Below are 2,771 nucleotides of genomic sequence, written 5' to 3' on the forward strand. Positions count from 1 at the left end.
GCCGCCCTGGATCGCGGGCGCGGCCGCGCCCGCCCGGCCCCCGGCCGGGACGGCGTCCGGCCGCTCGCCGATGGCGGCGTCGAGCGGATCCGCGTCGAAGCAGGTGCGGTCGCCGGTGTGGCAAGCGGCCCCGACCTGGTCCACCCGCACCAGGATCGCGTCAGCGTCGCAGTCCAGCGCAACCGACTTCACGAACTGCAGGTGGCCGGAGGTCTCGCCCTTGACCCAGTACTCCTGGCGGCTGCGCGACCAGTAGGTGCAGCGGCCGGTGGTCAGCGTGCGGTGCAGTGCCTCGTCGTCCATCCAGCCGAGCATCAGCACCTCGCCGGTGTCGTACTGCTGGGCGATCGCCGCCATCAGGCCGTTGCCGTCCCGCTTGAGGCGGGCGGCGATCTCCGGATCAAGCCGTGATGGCCGCACGGCGTCTGTCATCGGTTGCCCCTCTTTCTTCGTTCCCGGTGGCGCGGTTACAGCCTACGATCTTCTGGTGAGCTACTCGCGGGAAGAACGCCTCGCCCTGAGCGACTTGCTCGATGCCACCGGCCCCGACGCGCCAACGCTGTGCGCCGGCTGGCTGACCCGTGACCTCGCGGCGCACCTGGTGCTCCGCGAGCGCCGCCCCGACGCCGCGGCCGGTGTGCTCGGCGGCCCGCTCGCAGGCTACACCGCACGCGTGCAGCGGCGCCTCGGGCGGCGGCTGACCTACACCCAGCTTGTCCAGGCCTTCCGGGACGGGCCGCCGCGGCTGTCGCCGTTCGCGCTGCCCCGGGTGGACGAGGCGGCGAACACCGTGGAGTACTTCGTGCACCACGAGGACGTGCGGCGCGCTCAGCCTGACTGGGAGCCCAGGGACATCGACGCGGGGCTGTCCGAGGCGCTGTGGGGGCGGCTCAGGGCGGCCAGGCTCTTCCTTCGCAAGGCGCCGGTGGGCGTCGAGCTGGCCAGGGACAGCGGGGGCGGGGAGTCCGGCCCCTACCGCGTCACGGTGAAGAACGCCAGGCCGACCGTCACGGTGATCGGCGCGCCAGCCGAGCTGACCATGTGGGCCATGGGCAGGACCAGCGCCGCCAACGTCAGCTTCGACGGCACCGAGGCGGCGGTCGCCACGCTGCGCGACTGGCGCCACTGAGGCCACTGAGGGCGCACACGCCCGGGGTCCGGCGCGTGCTAGCGGCCCATCTCCCGCTTCAGGCGCGCCAGCTCGTCATCCACGTCATAGTGCGCCGGCTGGGACGTCGCGGGCGGGGACGACACGGGCGGGACGACGGTGCTGCGCTGCTCAAGCTCGCGCGGCGCCTCGTCCTCCTCCGGCCTGCGCCTGACCTGACGGCGCCGGCGCGCCCCGACGATCTTGAAGGCGACATAGCCGCCGCCCGCGATCACGGCGACGAACAAGATCGCGCCGAGCAGGCTCAGCAGCATATGCACGGCAGTATCGAGCACGAAGAAGACGATGATGCCGCCGACAACGATGGCGCCGACCTTCAGCCAGTTCATCCCGGCGCCCCCTTTCTGCTTCGTCACGTCCGATAATAGTCGCAAGGGCCGAACGAACGGGTCCGCTGTGACGCGCTCCGCTGCCCTGTGGGCGGGAAGGATTCTGGCATGCACGTACTCGGGATCGACATCGGCGGCACCGGCATCAAGGCGGCCCCCGTTGACGTGGCTACCGGCCTGCTGCTCGACGAGCGAAGGAAGATCGCCACGCCGCAGCCGGCGACCCCTGAGGCAGTCACGGACGTGGTGCGGGAACTAGCGGGATCGTTCGGATGGAATGGTGCTACCGGCGCCACCTTCCCTGGCGTGGTCGCGGGCGGAACCGTCCGCACGGCGGCGAATGTCGATCACGCGTGGATCGGGACGGACGCGGCGGCGCTGTTCGGCAAGGCCCTGGGGGCCGAGGTGACCGTGCTGAACGACGCGGACGGGGCCGGCGTCGCGGAGATGACGTTCGGCGCGGGGAAGGGCGAGCGCGGGACCGTGCTCATGCTCACGTTCGGCACCGGGATCGGCAGCGCGCTGTTCACCGGCGGGCTGCTCGTGCCGAACACCGAGTTCGGCCATGTCGAGATCCGCGGGCGCGACGCGGAGAGGCGGGCGTCCGAGCACGCCAAGACCCTGCACGACCTGAGCTGGAGCAAGTGGGCCGGGCGGGTGGATGAGTACATGCGGCACATGGAGGCGCTGCTGTCGCCCGACCTGATCATCGTCGGCGGCGGGGTCAGCAAGGAGTCGGACAGGTGGGTGCCGCTGCTGACCGGCATCAGGGCCAGGATCATCCCCGCCGGCCTGCACAACGACGCCGGCATCGTCGGCGCGGCGATGGCCGCGGCAGGCATCGCCACCGCGCGGTAGCGCAAGCGGCGGCCGTCTCGGGCGGGTGCCGCGGTTGACGTCCCGGATGTGGCCGGGCTCCCGCGCCGCGCATCCCAGATAGTGGGACCGCATCAGCCATCTTAGGACCCGTGCCGCAGGTTTATTGTCCGTTTTATGCGCATTTCCATCTGCCGCTCGGGTCCTATCTTGCCCGCTCGGTCCTGCTGCGCACGAGCGAGCGGCGACGCAAGCGACGCAAGCCCTCACTTCAGGCACTGCAATGGCCAGGCACGGCCACCGCGCGGTGGCGGCTCGTCAGCGGACCGGGTGGCCGGCGGCGCGCAGCGCCTCCTTGACCTGGCCGATGCGGAGCGTGCCGAAGTGGAAGACGCTGGCGGCGAGCACCGCGTCGGCGCCGGCTTCGACGGCGGGCGCGAAGTGGGCGAGGGCGCCGG

At 71.7% G+C, this 2,771-nt stretch carries 4 protein-coding genes and 1 pseudogene; 2 read left to right on the forward strand and 3 right to left on the reverse strand.

The window, feature by feature from the left end; all coding sequences use genetic code 11:
* The coding region (gene hisI, locus Q1N79_RS03860) for a phosphoribosyl-AMP cyclohydrolase (protein WP_300604457.1) at positions 1–432 on the reverse strand (432 nt) is incomplete at its 3' end.
* Positions 433–487: 55 nt separating this feature from the next.
* Between hisI and Q1N79_RS03865 the strand changes: the two genes are divergently transcribed.
* Positions 488–1,129: a TIGR03085 family metal-binding protein gene (locus Q1N79_RS03865; RefSeq protein ID WP_300604460.1), complete on the forward strand. Its 642-nt coding sequence runs from the start codon at positions 488–490 to the stop codon at positions 1,127–1,129.
* A gap of 38 nt (positions 1,130–1,167) precedes the next feature.
* Here the strand turns inward: Q1N79_RS03865 and Q1N79_RS03870 are convergent, their stop codons facing one another.
* Positions 1,168–1,524 (reverse strand): hypothetical protein, encoded by a 357-nt coding sequence (locus tag Q1N79_RS03870; protein ID WP_300604463.1) that lies wholly within the window; start codon positions 1,522–1,524, stop codon positions 1,168–1,170.
* An 81-nt stretch (positions 1,525–1,605) separates the two neighbouring features.
* On the opposite strand from Q1N79_RS03870, the gene ppgK reads away from it, so the two are divergent.
* A complete protein-coding gene (gene ppgK, locus Q1N79_RS03875) occupies positions 1,606–2,355 on the forward strand; it encodes a polyphosphate--glucose phosphotransferase (protein ID WP_300604466.1) in 750 nt (249 codons plus the stop codon).
* A gap of 276 nt (positions 2,356–2,631) precedes the next feature.
* Here ppgK and Q1N79_RS03880 read toward each other — a convergent pair.
* Positions 2,632–2,771: pseudogene (locus Q1N79_RS03880) on the reverse strand (imidazole glycerol phosphate synthase subunit HisF); the annotation flags it as partial.

Source organism: Trebonia sp. (assembly GCF_030042015.1).
In the GTDB taxonomy this organism is placed as follows: Bacteria; Actinomycetota; Actinomycetes; order Streptosporangiales; family Streptosporangiaceae; genus Trebonia.

What these genes read in the sequence shown, in the direction of transcription:
- ppgK (WP_300604466.1), top strand. Translation starts at nt 1,606, where the DNA reads ATGCACGTACTCGGGATCGACATCGGCGGCACCGGCATCAAGGCGGCC.